The 21,620-nt window shown below is 61.2% G+C and carries 16 protein-coding genes; 6 read left to right on the top strand and 10 right to left on the bottom strand.

What is annotated here, in order from left to right; translation table 11 throughout:
* Window positions 1-191 precede the first annotated feature (191 nt).
* Genes mfd through ACP7E3_RS20535 form a run of 3 tightly spaced genes read left to right on the top strand, consistent with a single transcriptional unit; the run spans window position 192 to window position 6,922 of the window.
* Window positions 192-3,641: a transcription-repair coupling factor gene (gene mfd, locus ACP7E3_RS20545; RefSeq protein ID WP_026140243.1), complete on the top strand. Its 3,450-nt coding sequence runs from the start codon at window positions 192-194 to the stop codon at window positions 3,639-3,641.
* Window positions 3,642-3,652: 11 nt separating this feature from the next.
* Window positions 3,653-4,219: a CsiV family protein gene (locus ACP7E3_RS20540; protein WP_017848781.1), complete on the top strand. Its 567-nt coding sequence runs from the start codon at window positions 3,653-3,655 to the stop codon at window positions 4,217-4,219.
* 9 nt (window positions 4,220-4,228) lie between these two features.
* Window positions 4,229-6,922 (top strand): DEAD/DEAH box helicase, encoded by a 2,694-nt coding sequence (locus ACP7E3_RS20535; protein ID WP_128191935.1) that lies wholly within the window; start codon window positions 4,229-4,231, stop codon window positions 6,920-6,922.
* Window positions 6,923-7,033: 111 nt separating this feature from the next.
* Here ACP7E3_RS20535 and nagZ read toward each other — a convergent pair whose 3' ends face one another.
* Together nagZ and ACP7E3_RS20525 are read right to left on the bottom strand one after the other, a co-directional pair.
* Window positions 7,034-8,044: a beta-N-acetylhexosaminidase gene (nagZ, locus tag ACP7E3_RS20530; RefSeq protein ID WP_126586394.1), complete on the bottom strand. Its 1,011-nt coding sequence runs from the start codon at window positions 8,042-8,044 to the stop codon at window positions 7,034-7,036.
* A gap of 143 nt (window positions 8,045-8,187) precedes the next feature.
* Window positions 8,188-8,895, bottom strand: a complete 708-nt coding sequence (locus ACP7E3_RS20525) for a TetR/AcrR family transcriptional regulator (RefSeq protein ID WP_046384321.1) — start codon at window positions 8,893-8,895, stop codon at window positions 8,188-8,190.
* A gap of 263 nt (window positions 8,896-9,158) precedes the next feature.
* Here ACP7E3_RS20525 and lexA point away from each other — a divergent pair, with 263 nt between their 5' ends.
* Both lexA and sulA read left to right on the top strand, forming a co-directional pair.
* A complete protein-coding gene (gene lexA, locus ACP7E3_RS20520; RefSeq protein ID WP_003172575.1) occupies window positions 9,159-9,767 on the top strand; it encodes a transcriptional repressor LexA in 609 nt (202 codons plus the stop codon).
* A 10-nt stretch (window positions 9,768-9,777) separates the two neighbouring features.
* Window positions 9,778-10,251 carry an SOS-induced cell division inhibitor SulA gene (gene sulA / locus ACP7E3_RS20515; protein WP_017848777.1) on the top strand — a complete coding sequence of 158 codons (474 nt, stop codon included), beginning with the start codon at window positions 9,778-9,780 and terminating at the stop codon, window positions 10,249-10,251.
* A gap of 116 nt (window positions 10,252-10,367) precedes the next feature.
* On the opposite strand, the gene ACP7E3_RS20510 is transcribed toward sulA, so the two are convergent.
* The 7 genes from ACP7E3_RS20510 to ACP7E3_RS20480 all read right to left on the bottom strand — a co-directional run bounded on the left by ACP7E3_RS20510 (window position 10,368) and on the right by ACP7E3_RS20480 (window position 18,865).
* Entirely contained in the window at window positions 10,368-10,601 is a 234-nt protein-coding gene (locus ACP7E3_RS20510; protein WP_017254451.1) for a hypothetical protein, read from the bottom strand.
* A 198-nt stretch (window positions 10,602-10,799) separates the two neighbouring features.
* Window positions 10,800-11,321 (bottom strand): DUF6586 family protein, encoded by a 522-nt coding sequence (locus ACP7E3_RS20505; protein ID WP_017848776.1) that lies wholly within the window; start codon window positions 11,319-11,321, stop codon window positions 10,800-10,802.
* A gap of 190 nt (window positions 11,322-11,511) precedes the next feature.
* Window positions 11,512-14,133, bottom strand: coding sequence for a type I DNA topoisomerase (gene topA / locus ACP7E3_RS20500; RefSeq protein ID WP_046384322.1), 2,622 nt, complete (start codon window positions 14,131-14,133; stop codon window positions 11,512-11,514).
* A 114-nt stretch (window positions 14,134-14,247) separates the two neighbouring features.
* Entirely contained in the window at window positions 14,248-14,484 is a 237-nt protein-coding gene (locus ACP7E3_RS20495) for a DUF1653 domain-containing protein (protein ID WP_010563748.1), read from the bottom strand.
* Window positions 14,485-14,581: 97 nt separating this feature from the next.
* Window positions 14,582-15,757 (bottom strand): acetyl-CoA C-acyltransferase FadA, encoded by a 1,176-nt coding sequence (gene fadA / locus ACP7E3_RS20490; protein ID WP_026140242.1) that lies wholly within the window; start codon window positions 15,755-15,757, stop codon window positions 14,582-14,584.
* Window positions 15,758-15,786: 29 nt separating this feature from the next.
* The gene (gene fadB / locus ACP7E3_RS20485; protein WP_104903749.1) at window positions 15,787-17,934 is read right to left on the bottom strand and encodes a fatty acid oxidation complex subunit alpha FadB; all 2,148 of its coding nucleotides are present in this window, start codon (window positions 17,932-17,934) and stop codon (window positions 15,787-15,789) included.
* A 493-nt stretch (window positions 17,935-18,427) separates the two neighbouring features.
* A complete protein-coding gene (locus ACP7E3_RS20480; RefSeq protein WP_017848772.1) occupies window positions 18,428-18,865 on the bottom strand; it encodes a hypothetical protein in 438 nt (145 codons plus the stop codon).
* Between the two features lie 105 nt (window positions 18,866-18,970).
* Between ACP7E3_RS20480 and ACP7E3_RS20475 the strand changes: the two genes are divergently transcribed.
* Window positions 18,971-19,408, top strand: coding sequence for a universal stress protein (locus tag ACP7E3_RS20475; protein ID WP_046384324.1), 438 nt, complete (start codon window positions 18,971-18,973; stop codon window positions 19,406-19,408).
* Between the two features lie 122 nt (window positions 19,409-19,530).
* Here the strand turns inward: ACP7E3_RS20475 and ACP7E3_RS20470 are convergent, their stop codons facing one another.
* Complete coding sequence (locus ACP7E3_RS20470; RefSeq protein WP_017848770.1) at window positions 19,531-21,450, bottom strand: ATP-binding cassette domain-containing protein; 1,920 nt, start codon at window positions 21,448-21,450, stop codon at window positions 19,531-19,533.
* Window positions 21,451-21,620: the final 170 nt, after the last annotated feature.

Raw genomic sequence — 21,620 nt, 5'->3', positions numbered from 1 at the left:
GCACGACTTGTCCGTAACCCTCCGAAAACTATATGCATATTGGCACTACATATTGAGTCAAAACGCGCCATTGTTTGTCTTAGCCACCACATTTCCCGCAAACCGTAATAGGCTCAGTCAGCAACTGACAGGCGGCACCTCGGGCCGTTACAATTACCGACTTTGTCGCAACGCTTGGAGCTCAACCTTCCGTGCCCGTTCTGCGTCTACCGCAACTCCCTGCCGCGGCAGGTAAACAGCACTGGGGCAATTTGCCCGGTGCCGCCCTGAGCCTGGCCATCGCCGAGGCTGCCAGCGCAGCCAAGCGCTTTACCCTGCTGCTTACCGCCGACAGCCAAAGCGCCGAACGGCTGGAGCAGGAGCTGAGCTTCTTCGCCCCCGATTTGCCGGTGCTGCATTTTCCCGACTGGGAAACCCTGCCCTACGACCTGTTCTCGCCGCACCAGGACATCATTTCCCAGCGCATCGCCAGCCTGTACCGCCTGCCGGAACTGGTCCACGGCGTGCTGGTGGTGCCGATCACCACGGCGCTGCACCGCCTGGCGCCGACCAAGTTCCTGCTGGGCAGCAGCCTGGTGCTGGATATCGGCCAGAAGCTCGACGTGGAGCAAATGCGTACACGCCTGGAAGCCAGCGGCTACCGCTGCGTCGACACGGTGTACGAGCACGGCGAATTCGCGGTGCGCGGTGCGCTGATCGACCTGTTCCCGATGGGCAGCAAGTTGCCGTACCGCATCGACCTGTTCGATGACGAAATCGAGACCCTGCGCACCTTCGATCCGGAAAACCAGCGCTCCATCGACAAAGTCGAGTCGATCAAACTGCTGCCGGCGCGGGAATTCCCGCTGCAGAAAGACGCGGTGACGCGCTTCAAGGCGCGCTTTCGCGAACGCTTCGACGTCGACTTCCGCCGCTGCCCGATCTTCCAGGACTTGAGCAGTGGGATTACTCCCGCCGGTATCGAGTACTACCTGCCGCTGTTCTTCGACGAAACCTCCACCCTGTTCGACTACCTACCCCAGGACACCCAGGTGTTCTCGCTGCCGGGCATCGAGCAGGCGGCGGAAAACTTCTGGAGCGACGTGCGCAACCGCTATGAAGAGCGTCGCGTCGATCCGTCCCGTCCTTTATTACCGCCGGCTGAACTGTTCCTGCCGGTGGAAGACTGCTTCGCCCGCCTGAAAAACTGGCCGCGCGTGGTCGCCAGCCAAGAGGATGTGGACGCAGGCAGCGGCCGCACGCGCTTCCCCGCGCAAAACCTGCCGAACCTGGCGATTGAAGCCAAGGCCAGCCAGCCGCTCGAAGCGCTGTCCAACTTCCTCGGCGATTTCGCCGGGCGCGTGTTGTTTACCGCCGAATCGGCCGGGCGCCGCGAAGTGCTGCTGGAGCTGCTGGAACGCCTGAAGCTGCGCCCGAAAACCGTCGACAGCTGGCCGGACTTCGTCGCCGGCAAAGAGCGCCTGGCGATCACCATTGCGCCGCTGGATGAAGGCCTGTTGCTGGACGATCCGGCCCTGGCGCTGATCGCCGAAAGCCCGCTGTTCGGTCAACGGGTGATGCAGCGCCGTCGCCGCGAAAAACGCGCCGACGCCAACAACGACGCAGTGATCAAAAACCTCACCGAACTGCGCGAAGGCGCGCCGGTGGTGCATATCGACCACGGCGTCGGCCGCTACCTGGGCCTGCAAACGCTGGAAATCGACAACCAGGCCGCCGAATTCCTCACCATGGAATACGCCGAAGGCGCCAAGCTGTATGTGCCGGTGGCCAACCTGCACCTGATCGCCCGCTACACCGGCAGCGACGACGCCCTGGCGCCGTTGCACCGCCTGGGTTCCGAGACCTGGCAGAAAGCCAAGCGCAAGGCCGCCGAACAGGTGCGCGACGTCGCCGCCGAGCTGCTCGACATCTATGCCCGTCGCGCCGCCCGCGAGGGTTACGCGTTCGCCGACCCGAAAGCCGACTACGCCACCTTCAGCGCCGGCTTTGCCTTCGAAGAAACCCCGGACCAGCAAACCACCATCGAAGCCGTGCGCGCCGACATGCTCGCGCCCAAGCCGATGGACCGCCTGGTGTGCGGCGACGTGGGCTTCGGCAAGACCGAAGTGGCGATGCGCGCCGCCTTCATCGCAGTGCATGGCGGCAAGCAAGTGGCGATCCTGGTGCCGACTACCCTGCTCGCCCAGCAGCACTACAACAGCTTTCGCGACCGCTTTGCCGACTGGCCGGTGACCGTCGAAGTGATGAGCCGTTTCAAATCCGCCAAGGAAGTGAACGCCGCCGTCGCCGACCTGGCGGAGGGCAAGATCGACATCGTGATCGGCACCCACAAGCTGCTGTCGGACGATGTGAAGATCAAGAACCTGGGCCTGGTGATCATCGACGAAGAACACCGCTTCGGGGTGCGTCAGAAAGAACAGCTCAAGGCCCTGCGCAGCGAAGTCGACATTCTGACCCTCACCGCCACGCCGATTCCGCGCACGCTGAACATGGCGGTGTCGGGCATGCGCGACCTGTCGATCATCGCCACTCCACCGGCGCGGCGCCTGTCGGTACGCACCTTCGTGATGGAGCAGAACAACAGCACGGTCAAGGAAGCGCTGCTGCGCGAATTGCTGCGCGGCGGGCAGGTGTATTACCTGCACAACGATGTGAAAACCATCGAGAAATGCGCCGCCGACCTCGCCGCACTGGTGCCGGAAGCACGCATCGCCATCGGCCACGGGCAAATGCGCGAGCGCGACCTCGAACAGGTGATGAGCGACTTCTACCACAAGCGCTTCAACGTGCTGATCGCCTCGACCATCATCGAGACCGGCATCGACGTGCCGAGCGCCAACACCATCATCATCGAGCGCGCCGACAAGTTCGGCCTGGCACAACTGCATCAACTGCGCGGCCGCGTCGGACGCAGTCACCACCAGGCCTACGCCTACCTGCTGACGCCACCGCGCCAGCAAATCACCGGCGATGCGGAAAAACGCCTGGAAGCCATCGCCAACACCCAGGACCTGGGCGCCGGCTTTGTGCTGGCCACCAACGACCTGGAAATCCGTGGCGCCGGCGAACTGCTCGGCGACGGCCAGAGCGGGCAGATCCAGGCCGTGGGCTTCACCTTATATATGGAGATGCTCGAACGCGCGGTGAAAGCCATCCGCAAGGGCGAGCAACCGAACCTCGACCAACCCCTGGGCGGCGGTCCGGAGATCAACCTGCGCTTGCCGGCATTGATCCCCGAAGACTACCTGCCGGATGTCCACGCGCGACTGATCCTGTACAAGCGCATCGCCTCGGCCACCGACGAAGAAGGCCTCAAGGACCTGCAGGTGGAGATGATCGATCGCTTCGGCCTGTTGCCGGAACCGACCAAGAACCTGGTGCGCCTGACCCTGCTCAAATTGCAGGCCGAGCAACTGGGGATCAAGAAGGTCGACGCGGGGCCGCAGGGCGGGCGCATCGAGTTCGAAGCGCAGACGCCGGTGGACCCGTTGGTGCTGATCAAGCTGATCCAGGGCCAGCCCAACCGGTACAAGTTCGAAGGGGCTACGCTGTTCAAGTTCATGGTGCCGATGGAACGTGCCGAAGAACGCTTCAATACCTTGGAGGCGCTGTTTGAGCGCCTCATCCCGAAATCTGTTTGAAGGACGCCCCAATGCGCGTGTTTCGCATTCTGAGCTTGTTATTAGTGGTACTCGCACCTTCGGCGTTTGCCGACAGCCTGTACCAAGTGGAAATGGTCCTGGTGCGCCAGAACGCGGAGCCGGTGATCAACAGCCGCGCCGCGCCGGAAGACTGGGATGCCGGCGCCGAGCGCCTGGGCGACAGAAGCAGCCCGGCGCGCCTGGGCACGATCGTCGACAAACTCCGCGCAGACGCCAACTACACGGTGCTGGCGCACAAGGCCTGGGAACAGAACCTCGGTGAGCAGCCGGTAAAAATCGCGATCACCGACGGCCGGGAGCAGTTCGGTCAGTTTCCCCTCGAGGGTGTGCTGAGCCTGCAACTGGGGCGCTTTACCGATATCGACGCGGACTTCTGGATCAACCAGTTCGACGGCAACGGCAGCGTCATCGCCAGCGAGCATCTGGCGCAGAAAGACGTGCGGACCAAGAACAACCAGCTCAACTACCTGGATGGCGGCCACCTGGCGCTGCTGATCAAGATCACTTCGTTGACCGCCAAACAGCCCAGCGCACCGCCCGTCGACTTTCAGGACTGATCCAGCGCCATGCCCCTGACGTCGCCGCTCACCAAGCCCCTGGCCCCTTCGTGGGCCAATCGCTTCAAAGAACAAAGCCTGGAGCGCGGGCGGCGCTATGCCTTGGAGAACCGGGTACGCATCGTCGAGTCGGGCGACAGCACCATCATCGCCAGTTGCGAAGGCTCGGGCAGCAACGTCTACCGGCAGACCATCTCGTTGCGCGAATCGGCCAAGGGCACGCTGATCCTGGTGGACAGCCGCTGCACCTGCCCGGTACACACCAACTGCAAACACATCGCCGCGGTGCTGCTCAAGGTCCAGGAAACCCTGGCCTACCCGGCGGCGGCCCAGGACGCCGAACTGCTGGAAAAACTCCAGGCCGTGCTGGACAACCGCGTGGTGCTGCCGCAGGTGGTGATGGACGACGTGCTGCCCGTGCCGCGCCTGTGGCTGGCCAGTGTCGAGTTCAGCGCGTTCGAGCCGCGCAACGGCAAGATGCAGCGCTATATCCAGCACCGTGCGGCGCTGTCGTTCAACTATCTGGGCAACTACGTCAGCGGGCAAAAGAACGTCGACATCATCGTCCGCCAGGAAACCCAGAGCCTGCGGATCAAGCGGCACCCCGAGCTGGAACAGCGCTATCGCGAACAACTGCGCCTGCTCGGTTTCAAGATCGCCACGCGCCAGAGCAAAGCGTTGCCGGAAAGTGCCGGCGAACTGTTCGAGATGATCAATGACAGCGCCTGGCTGAACTTCACCCTCAACGCATCGCCGACACTACGGGCCGAAGGTTGGGAGTTGCAGATCGACGACGACTTCGGCTTCGACCTGAGCCCGGTGGACGACTGGTATGCCACCGTCGACGAAGGGCCGGAGCGCGACTGGTTCGACCTGGAACTGGGGATCATCGTCAACGGCGAACGCCTGAGCCTGCTGCCGATCCTGCTCAACCTGATGCGTTCGCACACCGAAATCCTCAACCCGGAAAAACTCGCACGCCGCCGCGATGACGAACTGATCCTGGTCAACATCCCCGGCCTGCCCAACGGTGGCCACGGCCCGCTGCAAGTGGCGCTGCCCTACGGCCGCCTGAAACCCGTCCTGGCCACCCTCGGCGAGTTCTACCTGCAGGAACCCGGCACCACCACGCTGCGCCTGGCCAAGGCCGACGCGATCCGCCTCAACCCGCTGGAAGACCTGCCGCTGCAATGGGAAGGCGGTGAGAAGATCCGCACCTTCGCCCAGCGCCTGCGCGACATCAAGGATTTCACCTGCGTCGCGCCCGAAGGCTTGAACGCGACCTTGCGCCCCTATCAGCTGGAGGGCTTGAGCTGGATGCAGTCACTGCGCCAGCTGGAAGTGGGCGGCATTCTTGCGGACGACATGGGCCTGGGCAAAACCCTACAGACCTTGGCGCATATTCTCAGCGAGAAGATCGCCGGGCGCCTGGACCGCCCGTGCATGGTGGTGATGCCCACCAGCCTGATCCCCAACTGGCTCGACGAGGCCGCGCACTTCACGCCGCAACTCAAGGTCCTGGCGCTGTATGGCGCCACCCGCAAAAAGCACTTCGCAAACCTGCAGGACTACGACCTGCTGCTGACCACGTATGCGTTGCTGCCCAAAGACATCGAGCAACTCGCCGCCCTGCCCTTGCATGTGCTGATCCTCGACGAAGCGCAGTACATCAAGAACCCTTCGAGCAAGGCGGCCCAGGCGGCGCGTGAGCTGAACGCACGGCAGCGCCTGTGCCTGAGCGGCACCCCGCTGGAAAACCACCTGGGCGAGCTGTGGTCGCTGTTCCACTTCCTGTTGCCGGGCTGGTTGGGCGACGTGAAAAGCTTCAACCGCGACTACCGCGTGCCGATTGAAAAACGCGCCAGCGATGTACGATTGCAGCACCTGAACGGTCGGATCAAACCGTTCCTGCTGCGCCGTACCAAGGAACAGGTGGCGACGGAATTACCGCCGAAAACCGAGATCATCCACTGGGTCGAGCTCAATGAGGCCCAGCGCGATGTGTACGAAACCATGCGCCTGGCCATGGACAAAAAAGTCCGCGATGAGATCACCCGCAAAGGCGTGGCGCGCAGCCAGATCATCATTCTTGAAGCGCTGCTCAAGCTGCGCCAGGTGTGCTGCGATTTGCGCCTGGTCAACGATGCCACCCTGCCAACGCGCGGCAGCAGCTCGGGCAAGCTCGACAGCTTGATGGAAATGCTCGAAGAGCTGTTTGCCGAAGGGCGCCGGATTCTGTTGTTCTCCCAGTTCACCTCGATGCTGAGCCTGATTGAACTCGAGCTGAAAAAACGCGGCGTCGCCTACGCGCTGCTGACCGGCCAGACCCGCGATCGGCGCACGCCGGTGAAAGACTTCCAGAGCGGCAAGCTGCAGATCTTTCTGATCAGCCTGAAGGCAGGTGGCGTAGGACTCAACCTGACCGAAGCCGACACCGTGATCCACTATGACCCGTGGTGGAACCCGGCCACGGAAAACCAGGCCACCGACCGTGCGTATCGCATCGGCCAGGAGAAGCCGGTGTTCGTCTACAAGATGATTGCACGGGGCACGGTGGAGGAGAAAATCCAGCACCTGCAGAAGGAAAAGTCCGACCTTGCAGCGGGCGTGCTGGACGGGCGGACCACCGGGGATTGGCAGCTGGGCAACGAAGAGATCGAAGCGCTGTTTGCGCCGCTGCCCAACAAACAAGAAAAACGCTGACGGTTAGATCGCCCTCACGGGCCAGCGCGCCGCCACATTCAACCGCACTTCGACAGAATGTACGCAATCAAGTGTAGGAGCGGGCTTGCCCGCGATAGGCGCGCCGCCGTTTCAATCGATCAACTGCGCATCCCGCAACGCGCCGAGCGCCACCAGCCAACGCGGGTCTTGCTTATACTCCATCGACGCAACCGCCTGCCCACGCATCCGTGCGATCCGCGCCGATGGCGTGACCTTCATCCGCTGGGCCGCGCTCAGCGCCAGTTCGGCAGCCGCCCGATCGTTGCACACCAGGCCCATGTCGCACCCCGCCGTCAGTGCGGCTTCAATACGGCTGGCCGCATCCCCAACCACATGGGCGCCAGCCATGGACAGGTCGTCGCTGAAAATCACCCCGTCAAATTGCAATTCGCCGCGCAGGATGTCCTGCAACCAGCGGCGCGAGAAACCGGCCGGCTGGGCGTCGACTTGCGGGTAAATGACGTGGGCTGGCATCACCGCAGCCAATTGCCGGCTCAGGCGTGCGAAAGGTACCAAGTCATTGGCGCGAATCTGTTCCAGGCTGCGTTCGTCATTGGGAATCGCAACGTGGGAATCGGCCTCAGCCCACCCGTGCCCCGGGAAGTGCTTGCCGGTGGCGGCCATGCCGGCGCTGTTCATGCCGCGGATAAACGCCCCGGCAAGCACCGCGGCGCGCTCGGGGTTGCCCTCGAAGGAACGGCTGCCGACCACGGCGCTGCGCTGGTAGTCCAGGTCCAGCACGGGGGCGAAACTCAGGTCCAGGCCGACGGCCAGGACTTCAGTGGCCATGATCCAGCCACACTGTTCGGCGAGGTATTCGGCGTTAGGGTGATCCGCCAGCGCGCGCATGGCCGGCAGGCGCACAAAACCCTGGCGCAGGCGCTGCACGCGACCGCCCTCCTGGTCGACCGCCAGCAGCAGGTCCGGGCGCACGGCACGAATCGCCGCGCTCAATTCCCGCACCTGGCGCGGATGCTCGATATTGCGCGCAAAAATGATCAGGCCGCCCACCTCAGGCTGTCGCAACAGGTGGCGATCCTCGGCCGTCAGCCAGGTACCGGCAACGTCGACCATCAAAGAACCTTGCAGGGCAGCAGTCATAAACCTTCCTTAAATAACGCACACAACCCATTGCCCTCGCGGCGCGACAGGCGCGGCAAGAACAATGGGTTGCGAGTAAATAGCTGAATTCGGCATGGGCGGCTAGCTTAGCGGATGCTGGCGGCCGCGCACACCCGGGGCGGTCAAACCTTCGCGGGGATTGGCGTCGATTTGCTGCGCGGACGCAATTGCGCGGCAGCCATGGTCTGGTCGGTCACGCCGGTTTCGGCGCGCATGCCGGCAGCGAGGAACGGCACCATCAGGCGCATCACCTGCTCGATGGAGGTGTTGACGCCAAAGTCGGTCTCGGCAATCGCCCGCAAGGCCTTGATCCCGGACATGCTGAATGCCGCAGCGCCGAGCATGAAGTGTACGCGCCAGAACAATTCGATCGGCGGGATGCGCGGGGCGGCTTCGTTGACCAGCAACATATAGCGGCGGAACACCTTGCCGTACATGTCTTCCAGGTAGCGGCGCAGGTGGCCCTGGCTCTGGCTGAACGCCAGGCCCAACAGGCGCATGAAGATCGACAGGTCGTTGCCGCTGCGTGGCTGCACCACCAGCGCTTGCTCAACGAGGATTTCCAGCAGTTCTTCCAGGCTTGGCTTATGGTCGGCCTTGGCCTGGCGGCGTTCGAGCTCACGGTCGAGACTGGCGCAGAACGGCCCCAGGAAACGCGAGAACACCGCCTGGATCAGGGCTTTTTTCGAGCCGAAATGGTAGTTCACGGCGGCGAGGTTGACCCCGGCCTTGCTGGTGATCAGCCGCAATGAGGTTTCAGCAAATCCTTTTTCCGCGAACAATTGCTCGGCAGCATCGAGAATGCGTTCAACGGTTTCCGACTGGGCCATGGCTACTCCGCCTGACAAACACTTGTTTGAAACATACGTTTCAGCTTGTGTCTTGTCAAGCCTGTGGGTTCGCTTTCCGGCCAGGCAGTCATCTATTTGAACGCTATTTAATCACATCCTTTCAACTCTGTAGGCAGCGCTGTCTTTGCGTTGTAGGAGGGCTGACGAATGACCGTCCAGCGGACGCGCAAAAAAGGATGATTGCCAAGCGCAGTCCACTGTATATAATCCCAGTCACTGTATAAAAAGACAGAGCGATCAACATGCTAAAACTGACGCCACGCCAAGCTGAGATTCTGGCTTTTATCAAGCGCTGCCTCGACGACAACGGCTACCCGCCGACGCGCGCGGAAATTGCGCTGGAGCTGGGGTTCAAATCCCCCAACGCCGCCGAAGAACACCTCAAGGCCCTCGCTCGCAAAGGCGCGATCGAGATGACCCCGGGCGCTTCGCGGGGCATTCGCATCCCCGGTTTCGAAGCCAAGGCCGACGAATCGACCCTGCCGATCATCGGCCGCGTCGCTGCCGGCGCGCCGATCCTGGCGCAACAGCACGTCGAGGAATCCTGCAACATCAACCCGACCTTCTTCCACCCTCGCGCCGACTACCTGTTGCGGGTGCATGGCATGAGCATGAAGGACGTGGGCATTTTCGACGGTGACCTGCTGGCCGTCCACACCACTCGTGAAGCCCGTAACGGCCAGATCGTCGTCGCCCGCATCGGCGATGAAGTCACCGTCAAACGCTTCAAGCGCGAAGGCAGCAAGGTCTGGCTCCTGGCCGAGAACCCTGAGTTCGCCCCGATCGAAGTCAACCTGAAAGACCAGGACCTGGTGATCGAAGGCCTGAGCGTCGGCGTCATTCGCCGCTAAAGGAGGCATCATGCAGCTCGTGCACACCCCACAACACACACAACTGTCGCTGTTCGAGGCCTTCATGGCCCAACCCCTTGCGCCCATCCTCAAGGAAACGGTCGAGGCGCCCTGGTGCGCCGAGCCTGAGGCGTTCAGTGAACTGTCGTTGCGCGGTGCGGCCGGGAGCTGCCTGAGCCTGCTGGCGCCGATCCTGCGAGAACTGAGCGAGGAACAGGATGCACGCTGGTTGACGCTGATCGCCCCACCCGCCAGCCTGACCCAGGCTTGGCTGCGGGACGCCGGTCTCAACCGCGAGCGCATCCTGTTGCTGCAACCACGCGGCGCGCAAAGTGCCCAGCAGTTGACCTGCGAAGCCCTGCGCCTGGGCCGCAGCCATACAGTGGTGAGCTGGTTGAACCCGCTGAATGCCAACGCCAAGCAACAGTTGATCAGCGCTGCGCGTACCGGCGATGCACAGAGCTTGAATATTCGTTTGGGGTAATTCGAGGTGCCGCAGGCTAGCCCTGTGGCAAGGGAGCTTGCTCCCATTGGACGGTGCAGCAATCGCATGTTCAGGGCCGCTTAGCGCCCCAGCGGGAGCAAGCTCCCACGCCACACTCAGTGCAGAACCCGTGGACCGTCTTCTTTCTCCGGTTCGCCTTCTGCCAGGCGGCCTGCCATCTGTACGCCAACGCTCAACATGGCTTTTGCCACTTCCACGTGCTGGCCTTGCAGGAACGCCTTGGCGTCTTCGGAAAAGTCCAAGATAACCAGAGAACCCTCGTCCTCAGCCCGGCGCAGCTCGATTCGGCCGTCAGGCAATTCAACAATTTCCAGAAAGGACGTTGGCATAAAAGTCTGTTCTCCACGAAAGGCCGGGATTATATCAGTCATCTGCCGGGCCTCGCAGTGGATCTGGCGAGGTTTCTTTACGGCTGGATGAATGGTGCTTAGTGAGAGCAAGCCCACTGCTACAATTTTGATTGGCACCCATCTGCGCAGGTGCCTTGGCTGTCAGCTCGCAATGATCACCGGCTCAACGAGCGTGTCTCAGCACTCGTTCAAACCTTCACGAAAACGCAGCGCCATGTTTTTCAGCTCCTGGCGCCAGCCTTCAAGCTCTTCGCGGCTCAACGGCTTCGGTTCATCCTCTTCCAGCGACAGCGCCACGATCAACGGCTGGGTCACATCGCCCTTGGGCACATGGGGAACACGTGGCGGCTGGAACATATCGGCATGCGCTTTGAGCAGGCGTGCCACCCAACTGTCGGGGCTTTGCGCCATTTCCACCAGTTCGGCGAGTTCAGGGATCGCCATGGCGTCCAGCACTTCGCGATTCATGATCATTTCCGCACGCGGCGAACCGGCCTGGGGCAAACGGTAGAACCCGGCGATTTCATGACACAGCCCGAGCAAGGCGCCGTACAGGTGGAACAGGGCCGCCTCACGCCCCGCCTGGACCAGCGCGATGGCGTTCATCTCCTTCCCTTCCTCGGCACGGCCAAGGGCTTCCAGGGATAAACCCGCGAAGTAAATTTTCTGGTTGGTACGGGTATAGAGTTCGTTGGCCATGACGGCAATCTCCACAACGAATAGGCGTAATGCTGGTATGTAGGAGCGAGCTTGCTCGCGAAAAACCTGGGGGCGCCGTAGGGCATCAGGTTTTTCGTGTAATCGTTAGCGACCTTCGCGAGCAAGCTCGCTCCTACAGCAAGCAAAAGCCGTCTATGCAGACGGCTTTTAGCGTTATCAGATTAACCGATCAAGCGCCCTGGCGCTTGTCCTCGACCTTCCACTTGCCGCCGTCGTAGAACGCCTTCCAACCGGTCGGCTTACCGTCCACTTCGGACTGCACGTACTGTTCCTTGGTCTTGCGGCTGTAGCGGATCACGGCCGGGCGACCGTCCGGGTCCTTCTTCGGCGCTTCGCACAGGAAGTGGTACTTCGGATCGATCTCATCCTTGTGCGGCACGATCTCGAGCACCAGCGGCGCACGGGTCTCGCGGTTTTTCGGGAACTGGCTGGCAGCCAGGAACAGCCCCGAAGCGCCATCACGCAGGATATAGGTGTCGTTGACCTTCTCGCACTTGAGTTCGGGCATCTTCACCGGGTCCATCTTCGGCGGCGCCGCGTCACCGCTTTTCAGCAGTTTGCGGGTGTTCTTGCACGTCGGGTTGGTGCAACCGAAGAACTTGCCGAAACGGCCGGTCTTGAGTTGCATCTCGCTGCCGCACTTGTCGCATTCCAGGCTCGGGCCTTCGTAGCCTTTGATGCGGTAGCTGCCCTCTTCGATCTCGTAGCCGTCGCAATCCGGGTTGTTACCGCAGATGTGCAACTTGTGCTTCTCGTCCAACAGGTAGGCATCCATCGCCGTGCTGCAGATCGGGCAACGGTGCTTGCCACGCAGCACCAGCGATTCGGATTCACCCTCGTCGTCGGCGGCGATTTCATCGCCCGGCACCAGGTTGACGGTGGCCTTGCAGCGCTCTTTCGGCGGCAGGCTGTAGCCCGAGCAACCGAGGAACACGCCAGTGGACGCGGTACGAATCTGCATCGGCCGGCCGCAGGTCAGGCACGGGATGTCGGTCATCACCGGCTGGTTGGCACGCATGCCGCTGTCCGGGCTTTCGGCCACTTCGAGTTTTTTCTTGAAGTCGCCGTAGAACTCGTCGAGCACGCTCTTCCAGTCGCGCTCGCCCTGGGCCACGTCATCGAGGTTCTCTTCCATGCCGGCGGTGAAGCCGTAGTCCATCAGGTTGGAGAAACTCTCGGACAGACGCTCGGTAACGATGTCGCCCATTTTTTCCGAATAGAAACGCCGGTTGTGCAGCGCCACGTAGCCACGGTCCTGGATCGTGGAGATGATCGCCGCATAGGTCGAAGGACGACCGATACCGCGTTTCTCCATCTCTTTCACCAGGCTGGCTTCCGAATAACGCGCCGGTGGCTTGGTGAAGTGCTGGGACGGGTCGAGCTTGATCAGCTTCAACGTGTCGCCCTGGGCCATGTCCGGCAGTACGTCGTCGTCGCCTGGCTTGGCGATTTGCGGCATCACGCGGGTGTAGCCGTCGAACTTGAGGATACGGCCCTTGGCACGCAGCTCAAAGTCGCCTGCGCCCACGCTGACGGTGGTGGACAGGTATTGCGCCGGCAGCATCTGGCAGGCCAGGAACTGGCGCCAGATCAGCTCATAGAGGCGCTCAGCGTCACGTTCCATGCCGCTCAGCTTGCTCGGCTCGGTGTTGGCGTCGGAAGGACGAATCGCTTCGTGAGCCTCCTGGGCGCCTTCTTTGCTGCTGTAGACGTTCGGCTTCTCCGGCAGGTACTTCTTGCCGAACTCGCTTTCAATATACGTGCGCGCCATCGCCACCGCGTCTTGCGACAGGTTGGTGGAGTCGGTACGCATATAGGTGATGTAGCCGGCTTCGTACAGACGCTGGGCCATCATCATGGTTTTCTTCACGCCGAAGCCCAGGCGGTTACTCGCGGCCTGTTGCAGGGTGGACGTGATGAACGGCGCCGACGGCTTGCTGCTGGTCGGTTTGTCTTCGCGCTTGACGATGCTGTAGCTGGAAGACTTGAGCTTCTCCAGCGCGGCCATGGCCTGGGCTTCGTTCAGCGGCTTGAAGGCCTCGCCTTTTTCACGGGCCACTTCAAAGCGCACGTTGGCGCCCTTGGCGGTGCCGAGGTCGGCGTGGACTTCCCAGTATTCTTCAGGGTTGAACGCACGAATCTCGCGCTCACGCTCCACCACCAGCTTGACCGCTACCGATTGCACACGGCCAGCGGACAGGCCACGGGCAATCTTGGCCCACAGCAGTGGCGAGACCATGTAACCCACGACACGGTCGAGGAAACGACGGGCCTGCTGGGCGTTGACGCGGTCGATATCCAGTTCGCCCGGTTTGGAGAAGGCTTCCTGGATGGCTTTCTTGGTGATTTCGTTGAACACCACACGCTTGTAGCGGCTGTCATCACCGCCGATGGCTTCCCGCAGGTGCCAGGCAATGGCTTCCCCTTCGCGGTCCAAGTCCGTTGCGAGATAGATGGTGTCGGCATCTTTGGCGAGCCGGCGCAGCTCTTCGATGACCTTTTCCTTGCCCGGAAGGATTTCGTACTTGGCCTTCCAGCCATGTTCCGGGTCCACACCCATGCGCGAGACCAGCTGCTTGCGCGCTTTCTCTTTAGGCGTGAGCACCGGACCTTCGCCCGCAGCCGCCTTGCCGCGCTTGGCGGCAGGCTCCTTGCTGGCGCTAGCCGAACCGCTGGTGGGCAGGTCTCGGATATGGCCGATACTCGACTTCACCACGTACTCGTTGCCCAAGTACTTGTTGATGGTCTTGGCCTTAGCCGGGGATTCCACAATGACCAGCGATTTGCCCATGGATCGGAAAATTCCTGAATTCGAGAAGTGAAAGGCAGTTGGCGCCTGACGCGGCAACGCTATATATAGTGGCAACCGGGTGAGGTCAAGCGCAGCATTCTGCGCAGCCTGCCGTTATTGCCCTGAAAAAAGACTGGGTTCGGCCTGCACCAAAGCAAAGCGTGGGACCTGTTCGCCGTCAACTTCGACGGACTCGAGGAACATGCTCAACGGGCGCACCCAAAAGCCGTAATCGCCATACAGTGCTTGGTAGAACACCACTTCTTCTTCGGTCTCGGAGTGCCGCGCCACATTAAAAACGCGGTACTGCGGACCTTTATAATGTTGGTAGAGCCCTGGTTCGACTTTCATGCTCTGGCCACCTTACAAAATTTGTTAAAAAAAAATAATAAAACTACCGAAAAACAAAAACCGGGGCACTGGGCCCCGGCTTCCGTCAACCCAACGCTTAAAGGCGTTCGAAGACGGTGGAAATGCCTTGGCCGAGACCAATGCACATGGTTGCAACCCCGAGGTTGCCGCCATTTTGCTTCATCACATTGAGCAAAGTGCCGGAGATTCGCGCGCCGGAGCAACCGAACGGGTGGCCCAGGGCGATCGCGCCGCCGTGCAGGTTAACCTTCTCGTTCATCTTGTCGAGTACTTTCAAATCTTTCAGCACCGGCAGGGCCTGTGCGGCGAAGGCTTCGTTGAGCTCGAAGAAGTCGATATCGGCGACGGTCAGGCCCGCGCGCTTCAAGGCTTTTTGTGTCGCCGGTACCGGACCATAGCCCATGATCGCCGGGTCCACACCCGCTACGGCCATCGAACGAATCACCGCCATCGGCTGGATACCCAGGTCCTTGGCACGCTGCGCCGACATCACGATCATGCACGAGGCACCGTCGGTGATTTGCGACGAAGTGCCGGCTGTCACGGTGCCGCCCTTTGGATTGAACGCCGGTTTCAAGGCGGCCAGGCTTTCCAGGGTGGTATCCGGACGAATGGTTTCGTCGTAGTCGAACAGTTTCAGGAAACCGTTCTCGTCGTAGCCGTTCATCGGGATGATTTCATCCTTGAACTTGCCTTCCACGGTCGCCTTGTGGGCGAGCTGGTGGGAACGCAGGCCGAACGCATCCTGGGCTTCGCGGGTAATGCCGTGCATCTTGCCGAGCATTTCCGCGGTGAGGCCCATCATGCCCGAGGCTTTTGCCGCGTGCAGCGACATGTGCGGGTTGGGATCGACACCGTGCATCATGCTGACGTGGCCCATGTGCTCCACGCCACCGACCACGAATACATCACCGTTGCCGGTCATGATCGCCTGGGCGGCCGTGTGCAATGCGCTCATCGACGAACCACACAGGCGGCTGACCGTCTGCGCGGCCGCGGTGTGCGGGATCTGGGTCAGCAAGGAGGCCATGCGGGCGATGTTCCAGCCCTGTTCCAGGGTCTGGTTGACACAGCCCCAGATCACGTCTTCGACTTCGTTCGGGTCGACCTTGACGTTACGCTCCAGCAATTTGCTGATCAGGTGCGCCGACATGTCTTCGGCGCGGGTGTTGCGGTGCATGCCGCCCTTGGAGCGGCCCATCGGCGTGCGACCGAAGTCGACAATCACGACGTCTCTTGGATTCAAGCTCATAAATATTCTCGCTCAAGTGTATGGGACGCTTAACCGAAGAAGCTCTGGCCGTTCTTGGCCATCTCACGCAGCTTCGCGGTCGGGTGGTACAGCGGGCCCAAATCAGCGTATTGATCAGCCAGGGCAACGAACTCGGCCACACCGATCGAGTCGATGTAACGCAGTGCACCGCCACGGAATGGAGGGAAACCAATACCGTACACCAGGCCCATGTCGGCTTCGGCGGCGGTTTCGACGATGCCGTCTTCCAGGCAACGCACGGTTTCCAGGCAGAGGGCGATCATCATCCAGTTGATGATGTCCTCGTCGGACACCTCACGCTGTTCATAGATGACCGGCGCGAGCACTTCGTGGACCGACGGATCGGCAACCTTCTTCTGCTTGCCCTTCTTGTCGGTCTCGTAGGCGTAGAAGCCCTTGCCGTTCTTCTGGCCCAGGCGCTTGGCCTCGTAGAGCGCGTCGATCGCCGAGCGGCGGTCGTCTTTCATGCGGTCTGGGAAGCCTTCAGCCATCACGTCGCGACCGTGGTGGCCGGTGTCGATGCCGACCACGTCCATCAGGTACGCCGGGCCCATCGGCCAGCCGAATTTTTCCATGACCTTGTCGATACGCACAAAGTCCACACCGGCGCTGACCAGCTTGGCGAAACCGCCGAAGTACGGGAACAGCACGCGGTTGACCAAAAAGCCCGGGCAGTCGTTGACCACGATCGGGTTCTTGCCCATTTTCTTGGCGTAGGCAACGGTGGTGGCGACGGCCAGCTCGCTGGACTTCTCACCACGGATCACTTCCACCAGCGGCATCATGTGTACCGGGTTGAAGAAGTGCATGCCGACGAAGTTTTCCGGACGCTTGAGGGCCTTGGCCAGCAGCGTGATGGAAATGGTCGAGGTGTTGGACGCCAGGATGGTGTCGTCTTTGACCTGGGCTTCCACTTCCGCCAGTACCGCTTGCTTGACCTTCGGGTTTTCGACAACCGCTTCGACCACCAGGTCGACGTGGCCGAAATCGCCGTAGGACAGCGTAGGACGAATGCCGTTGAGCACTTCAGCCATTTTCGCCGCGGTCATGCGACCTTTATCAACCCGACCCACCAGCAGCTTGGCCGCTTCCGCCAGGCCTTGCTCGATGCCGTGTTCGTTGATGTCTTTCATCAGGATCGGCGTGCCTTTGGACGCCGACTGATAGGCGATACCGCCGCCCATGATGCCGGCACCGAGTACGGCGGCCTGTTTCACATCCTTGGCGACTTCATCGTAGGCCTTGGCCTTTTTCTTCAGTTCCTGATCGTTCAGGAACAGGCCGATCAGGCTCTGGGCAGCGGAGGTCTTGGCCAGTTTGACGAAACCTGCCGCTTCCACTTCCAGGGCTTTGTCGCGACCGAAGTTCGCGGCTTTCTGGATGGTCTTGATCGCTTCAACCGGCGCCGGGTAGTTCGGGCCGGCCTGGCCAGCCACGAAACCTTTGGCGGTTTCGAACGCCATCATTTGTTCGATGGCGTTGAGCTTGAGTTTTTCCAGCTTCGGCTGACGCTTGGCCTTGTAATCAAATTCGCCGCTGATGGCGCCCTTGATCAGGTTCAGCGCGGCTTCGGCCAGTTTGTCCGGAGCAACCACAGCATCGACGGCACCGACTTTCAGCGCGTCTTCAGCTTTGTTTTCCTTGCCGGCGGCGATCCACTCGATGGCGTTGTCGGCCCCGATGATGCGCGGCAGGCGCACAGTGCCGCCGAAACCTGGGTAGATGCCCAGCTTGACTTCCGGCAGGCCGATTTTCGCAGTGGCCGACATGACGCGGAAATCCGCGGCCAGGCACATTTCCAGGCCGCCGCCCAGCGCGATGCCGTTGATCGCGGCAACGGTCGGCACGTTGAGGTCTTCGAAATCGCTGAAAATCTTGTTGGCTTCGAGGTTGCCAGCCACCAGCTCGGCATCGGGCAGCTTGAAGCTCTCGACGAATTCGGTGATGTCGGCGCCGACGATAAACACGTCCTTGCCGCTGGAGACGATCACGCCCTTGACCGAAGCATCTGCTTTGATGGCGTCTACGGCCTGACGCAGTTCGTTCAGGGTTAGACGGTTGAACTTGTTGACGGACTCACCCTTGAGGTCGAATTTCAGTTCGACGATGCCACTTTCAAGAGCCTTAACCGTGATGGCTTTACCTTCGTAAATCATCAACTGATCTCCACGATATGGAAGCTGAACAGTACACATCGGACGCTGGCCTCTGGTTGGACATTGATGATTTCGTCAATGCTCACCCCAATGCGCCAGGCACACCCGCCAATGCGATAGTCGGGATTCTGTATGAGACGTCTGACAGACAAACGCTCAATTCATACGCCCGTTTGATTTGGGTACGCCACCTTCATCCAATTCCGGGCAATTGTCAATCGCTCGAAAGCGCTAGGAAAAACGCGACTTTCCAGTCATTTCAGAACCCCAACCCTTGGCCCACGCTTCGCCAATATTCAACTATTCACCAAATCAATAATGAATACAGCGTAGGAAAAGACTGTACAGATCCGGATATCCGGCTAGGCTTGCGGCAGCCATTACAGAATAGTCAAAACGCCTGGGTGAATACCCGGCGTGAAACACACAGCTTTACCGGCCTGCCTGGCCAACCCCGCCCGATGATGATGTCGGGCTTTTTATTGCCCGACGTTCAGGCCAGGGCCTTGAGCAACGTATCAATGGCCTGCAGGTCGCTCACCTCACCCTTCTCGCCCCAGCACAACGCGATCATTTGCCGGTCTGCCTCGACTTTGTAGACGTTGGCCGGCAGCGTCGCAAAATGCGCCAGCAATTGCTCGTCCACGCAGGCTTCCTGCCACTGGTTGACCCACACGCCAGGCTCCAGCTGCCAATAACTCCATAGTGCAGGGACCTTGCCGCGCCGTGGCCGGTGGTATTGCGCGCACGGGCTCGGCGGCTCCTGCTTGAGCCAGTGCGGCCACGCCTGGGGCGCCAGTTGCATCGCCAGGCCCATGCGGCGCGCCTCCATGCGCAGGGCCATGCGCCCACTCTGATGGCGCGACGGGCGCAGCCATGCCAGGGGGCTCAAAACCACCGCAAGGATTGACACCACTATCCAGACCGTCATATGTGTACTCCCGATTTTTTAGATAAGCGGATTTGACCTGACGCAACCCCATCCGCTTGAAAGCAGCCATACTGAACTTATTGCAGTCCCCTGGAGGAACGCCCCATGTCATACGAACATATTCTGGTCGCCGTAGACCTGACCGAAGAGTGCGATCCAGTGATCAAACGCGCCGTGGATCTGGCTGGCACCACTGCCAAGCTGTCCCTGGTGCATATCGTCGAACCGATGGCCATGGCCTTTGGCGGCGACGTGCCGATGGACCTGTCACAACTGCAACAGCAGCAATTCGATCAAGCCAAGGAACGCCTTGAGCGCCTGATCACCAAGTACCCGAACCTGAAAAAAGGTCAGAGCCACCTGACCTATGGTCAGCCACGCCAGGAAATCCATCACCTGGCCAAGGAACAGGGCTGCGACCTGATCGTGGTCGGCAGCCATGGCCGTCACGGCCTGGCCTTGCTGCTGGGCTCCACCGCCAATGACGTCCTGCACGGCGCACCGTGTGATGTGCTGGCGGTGAAGCTGAAAAAGAACGCGTAAGACCGATCGAGACCCAAATATGGGAGGGAGCTTGCTCCCTCCCATATATTGGACTGCAGCTCATATAAAAAACCCGGTGCTCATTGAAATGAACACCGGGTTTTTTAATGCACTGGAATCAATCAGGCGTCCAACTCGGCCCAACGTTCAACCAGCACTTCCAGCTCCTGGTTCAAGGTTTCCAGGGACGCGATGACCTCGGCGGTTTCCGCCGCCGGACGCAGGTAGAAACCCGCGTCAGCCATTTGCGCTTCGACCGCAGCGATCTGCTGCTCCTTGGCGTCGATTTCACCCGGCAGGGCTTCCAGCTCACGCTGCAGCTTGTAGCTGAGTTTCTTCTTCGCGGCAGGCGCGGCTTCCGGCGCCGGTGCAGCGGCGGCCACGGGGGCGACGACGGCAGAGGTCAAGTCGGCCTTGCCGGACTTGCTCTCGGTCACGCCCAGCAGGCGCGGCGAGCCGCCCTGGCGCAGCCAGTCCTGGTAACCACCGACGTACTCGCGCACCTTGCCTTCACCTTCGAAGACCAGGGTGCTGGTGACCACGTTGTCGAGGAATGCCCGGTCGTGGCTGACCATCAGCACAGTGCCGTTGAAGGTCAGCAGGACCTCTTCCAGCAGCTCGAGGGTTTCCACGTCGAGGTCGTTGGTCGGTTCGTCGAGGACCAGCAGGTTGGCCGGCTTGCTGAACAGCTTGGCCAGCAGCAAGCGCGCACGCTCACCACCGGACAAGGCCTTGACCGGCGTGCGTGCGCGCTGCGGGCTGAACAGGAAGTCGCCCAGGTAGCTCAGCACATGGCGGCTCTGGCCGTCGATATCGATAAAGTCGCGGCCTTCGGCGACGTTGTCGATCACGGTTTTTTCCAGGTCCAACTGGTGACGCAATTGGTCGAAGTAGGCCACGTCGATGCGCGTGCCCTCTTCCACTTTACCGCTGGTCGGCTGCAGGCCGTTGAGCATCAGCTTGAGCAACGTGGTCTTGCCGGTGCCGTTGGCGCCGAGCAGGCCGATACGGTCGCCGCGCTGCAGGACCATGGAGAAGTCCTTGATCAGGAACGGACCGTCCGGGTGATGGAAGCTGACGTTCTCCAGCACCATCACCTGCTTGCCCGACTTATCGGCGGTTTCCAGCATGATGTTGGCCTTGCCGGTGCGCTCGCGACGCTCACTGCGTTCAACGCGCAGGGCCTTGAGTGCGCGTACACGGCCTTCGTTACGGGTGCGGCGCGCCTTGATGCCCTGGCGGATCCACACTTCTTCCTGGGCCAGGCGCTTGTCGAACAAGGCGTTGGCGGTTTCTTCAGCGGCCAGGGTGGCTTCTTTGTGGACCAGGAAGCTGGCGTAGTCGCCGTTCCAGTCGATCAGGCCACCACGGTCCAGCTCGAGGATGCGGGTCGCCAGGTTCTGCAGGAAGGACCGGTCGTGCGTGATGAACAGCACGGCGCCCTGGAAATCCTTGAGGGCTTCTTCGAGCCAGGCGATCGCGCCGATGTCCAGGTGGTTGGTCGGTTCGTCGAGCAGCAGCAGGTCCGGCTCGGACACCAGGGCCTGGGCCAGCAGGACGCGGCGACGCCAGCCGCCGGACAATTCGGCGAGGGTCTTGTCGGCCGGCAGTTGCAGGCGGCTCAGGGTGCTGTCCACCAGTTGCTGCAGGCGCCAGCCGTCACGGGCTTCGAGGTCTTGCTGGACGTGCATCAGCTTGTCCAGGTCTTCCTCGGTGACGCAGTTCTGCGCCAGGTGATGGTATTGCGCAAGCAACTCACCGACGCCGTCCAGGCCTTCGGCGACCACGTCGAACACTGTCCGTCCGTCGGCCACCGGCAGTTCCTGCGGCAATTCGCCAATCTTGAGGCCCGGGGCGCGCCATACAGAGCCGTCATCGGGCTTCTGGTCGCCTTTTACCAGCTTCATCATGCTGGACTTGCCGGTGCCGTTGCGGCCGATGATGCACACCCGCTCACCACGGGCGATCTGCCAGGACACCTTGTCCAACAACGGCATAGCGCCGAAAGCAAGGGACACATCGCTGAATTTGAGCAGGGTCATACGCTTCTCCAAAAACTGGGCGCGCATTCTACCTGAGTTGAGGGTGGGATGCGGCCGGCATTTTCGCTACGGGTGGGTTCTGTAAGACAATTCCGGCGAACTTGAACGAACAGGTCGGCAAAGCTTTCACCGGCCGCTGGCAAAAGGCTAAGCTAGAGGCAATGAGTGTC

This window comes from Pseudomonas sp. PSPC2-3, assembly GCF_049898265.1.
Classification (GTDB): Bacteria; Pseudomonadota; Gammaproteobacteria; order Pseudomonadales; family Pseudomonadaceae; genus Aquipseudomonas; species Aquipseudomonas veronii.
The sequence above is the reverse complement of the archived record's forward strand: the minus strand, read 5'-3'. Positions and strand labels throughout refer to the sequence as shown.